4 protein-coding genes are annotated in these 3,004 nt (G+C 70.7%); 3 read left to right on the forward strand and 1 reads right to left on the reverse strand.

The features are described 5' to 3' along the window. The coding region (locus tag L0B03_RS15900) for a hypothetical protein (RefSeq protein WP_250447648.1) at positions 1-475 on the forward strand (475 nt) is incomplete at its 5' end. Between the two features lie 11 nt (positions 476-486). On the opposite strand, the gene L0B03_RS15905 is transcribed toward L0B03_RS15900, so the two are convergent. Beyond that, positions 487-1,164 carry a hemolysin III family protein gene (locus L0B03_RS15905; protein ID WP_250447651.1) on the reverse strand — a complete coding sequence of 226 codons (678 nt, stop codon included), beginning with the start codon at positions 1,162-1,164 and terminating at the stop codon, positions 487-489. A gap of 105 nt (positions 1,165-1,269) precedes the next feature. On the opposite strand from L0B03_RS15905, the gene L0B03_RS15910 reads away from it, so the two are divergent. Next, a complete protein-coding gene (locus tag L0B03_RS15910) occupies positions 1,270-1,770 on the forward strand; it encodes a hypothetical protein (protein WP_250447654.1) in 501 nt (166 codons plus the stop codon). Positions 1,771-1,913: 143 nt separating this feature from the next. Then, a partial coding sequence (locus L0B03_RS15915) for an SPFH domain-containing protein (RefSeq protein WP_250447658.1) occupies positions 1,914-3,004 on the forward strand: 1,091 nt, incomplete at its 3' end.

Raw genomic sequence — 3,004 nt, forward strand, 5'->3', positions numbered from 1 at the left:
CGCCATGCGGGTGAGCGGACGGGCCCGGCTCGCGACGTTGACCGGCTGCCTGGTCGCCGGTGCGGTGCTGCTCGCGGGCTGCGACGGCGAGGGGGACGCCCCCGGCGGCACGCTGCGCCTCGTGTCGGATACCGGGCGGCCATCGATCGAGGTCGACGAGGGCTGGGTGGCGGTGCTGCCCGCGGACGACGCCGCCACGTGGGCTCTGCTCGACGCCGAACCCGGCGCGGACCTGACGCACGCGAATCTGCGCATGGACGCTGACGACGTCGTCGGGGTGGGGGGACTGTGGCAGCCCGTGGCGGGTGGCCGGTTCGACCTGCCGGTCGATCCGGGGGAGTACGTGCTGTGCTTCGTGGTCCCGGCCGAGTCCGGGCCGGGGGCGGTGCGTGGATGCACACCGGTGATCTTGGCCGACGGCGATCGGGTGGCTGCGTCCTGGGGCGAGGCGGGCTTCCGGGCCGAGACCCGCTGACCACGACGGCGCTACGCCGGCAGCACGTACAGGTACATCAGCAGGTAGTGCAGGAAGGCCGCGAGCACCACGATGATGTGCCAGATCTCGTGGAAGCCGAATACCCCGGGTACGGGGTTGGGCTTCTCGATGACGAAGATGACGAACCCGGCGCTGTACATCAGCCCGCCGGCGGCCATCAGCGCGTAGGCGCCGAAGGGCAGCGGCACCCCCGCGCCAGCGAGCAGCACGGGGATCCAGCCCAGCACGATGAACAGGGTGTTGCTCAGGTGCTTGGGCAGCGTGCGATGCAGCGACCGCAGCACGATGCCCGCGGCGGCGATCGCCCAGACGGCACCCAGGATGGTCCAGCCGTACGTGTTGCGGAACAGCACGAGCACCAGGGGCGTGACGGACCCCGCGATGAGCAGGAACACCGAGTCGTAGTCCAGGGTGCGGAGCACCTCGTTGACCCGGGGGCTGCGGTCCAGGCCGTGGTGCAGGGTGCTCGAGCCGAACAGCATGAGGACGCAGAACCCGTAGACGCTGAACCCGACGATCTTCCACGGGTCGCCCTGGTCCCCGGCCTGCGCGATGAGCAGCGCCGAGCCGACCAGCGCGAAGCAGGTCGCCGCCAGGTGGGAGACGGTGTTGATCCGCTCGTCGGTGACGTGGACGCTGCCGTCCTTGCTCAGTGTCGTCGAGTTCACCGCTGCCTTCTTCTTGCCGCTCGCGACCGACGAGCACGGAGTGCAGGAGTACGCTCCTGCCCCGCCGAGCCTAAGCGCTGATGTCACCGCACGAAGGAGCCGCTGATGGCAGAACCCGCCCTGGACGTTCGATCGGCCCCAGGCTGGCTTCGCGCTGTCGCGTGGGCGGGCGTCGCCCTGAGCCTCGGTGCGGTCGGCCTGGTCGTGGCGCTTGTCCCGTGGGACAACCCTGGCCTGCTCATCTCGTCAGCGGTGCCCTCGCTGGTGGGTGTCGCCCTGGGGGTCGCCCTCCTACGAGCCGAGATCCGTCTCGCGTGGTCCGACGCCGGACTGCAGATGACGTTCCGCCCGTTGTGGCGTGCGCACCTCGCTCCCGAAGCGATCATCGAGGTCGGGGAGGTGGAGCGCATCCGTCCCGCGAGCTATGGCGGCGTGGGTCTGCGGCGGGTTCCAGGGCGGCGCACGGGTCTCCTCTTCGACGCGGGCCCGGGCATCCGCGTCGTCGCGTCCGACGGGATGGTCTACGAGGTGAGGGTCGACGAGCCGCAGAGCCTTCTGGCCGAGCTCGCGCGTCGTGCGCCAGGCCTGCCTGTCACCCGCCCCTGAGGCCGCGCGCGGCGGCGTCCGCGTGGGCCCGCGGGGCCACTCCACCCGCCCGGCCCTGTCGTCCGGCAGGCTCCCCGCGATAGTGTGCGCCGCGATCGCGAAGATGCCGTCGCCTGGATCACGGGCCGAGCAGAGGACGCACCATGGGATTCATCAAGGCCTTCTCCGGCGCCGTCGGCGGGATGCTCGCCGACCAGTGGAAGGACTTCCTGGCCCCGCCGCCCGGTCTCGCGCCGACCGCCGCGATCTTCCCGGCCGTCCCGCAGGGTCAGAACGCCGGCCGCGGGTCGAACACCTCCGCCTCGCAGCACATCATCACCAACGGCAGCCGCATCGTGGTGCCCGAGGGCTACGGCCTGATGACCTTCCAGGACGGCGAGCTCACCGGTCTGGTCGCGGAGCCGGGCGGCTTCATCTTCAACTCCGAGGACATCAACTCCCAGTCACTGTTCGCCGGGGACGGGATCCTCAGCCCCACGGTGACGATGTCCTGGGAGCGCTTCAAGTTCGGCGGGCGCCCCGGCTCCCAGCAGCTGGCCTTCTACGTGAACCTCAAGGAGATCCCGAACAACCGGTTCGGCACCCAGTCGGAGATCTACTGGGATGACGCCTACCTGGGCGCCCAGGTCGGCGCGGTCACCCGCGGCTCGTACACGCTGCGCATCGTCGACCCGATCCTGCTGGTCAAGCAGTTCGTGCCCCTGACGTACCTGAGCGCCACGCCCCGGGTCTTCGACTTCACCGACCTCGACAACGACGCCGCGAGCCAGCTCTTCAACGAGGTGGTCGGGTCCCTGTCGGCCGCGTTCTCGAACTACACGAACGACCCCAGCAAGGGGAACCGCATCGCCCGCATCCAGGGTGACGCGATCGGCTTCGCCCAGTCCCTGTCCAAGGCGGTCGAGGACAACTACGGGTGGATCACGGGCCGTGGCCTGACGATCTCCCAGGTGGCCCTGCAGGCCATCGAGTACGACGAGGACACCCGCAAGCTGCTCTCGGACGTCAAGAAGGCCGACGCCCTGGGTGGGGCCCGCGGCAACTCCTTCATGCAGCAGGCCGCCGCGCGTGGCTTCCAGGCCGCGGGCGAGAACCCGGGCGGCGCCGGTGGTGGGGCGGGCATGGCCTTCCTCGGCATGGGCGTCAACGCGACGGCGGGGGCCGCGAGCGGTCTGCAGCAGCCGCACGCGCAGCAGCCCAACCAGCAGGCCCCGGTGCCCACCCCGCAGGAGCC

The sequence above is a fragment of the Actinotalea sp. C106 genome, assembly GCF_023630195.1.
GTDB lineage: Bacteria > Actinomycetota > Actinomycetes > Actinomycetales > Cellulomonadaceae > Actinotalea.

Bases quoted from the DNA above. Each gene is read 5' to 3' on its own strand.
- L0B03_RS15910 (WP_250447654.1), top strand. From the start codon at position 1,270: ATGGCAGAACCCGCCCTGGACGTTCGATCGGCCCCAGGCTGGCTTCGC.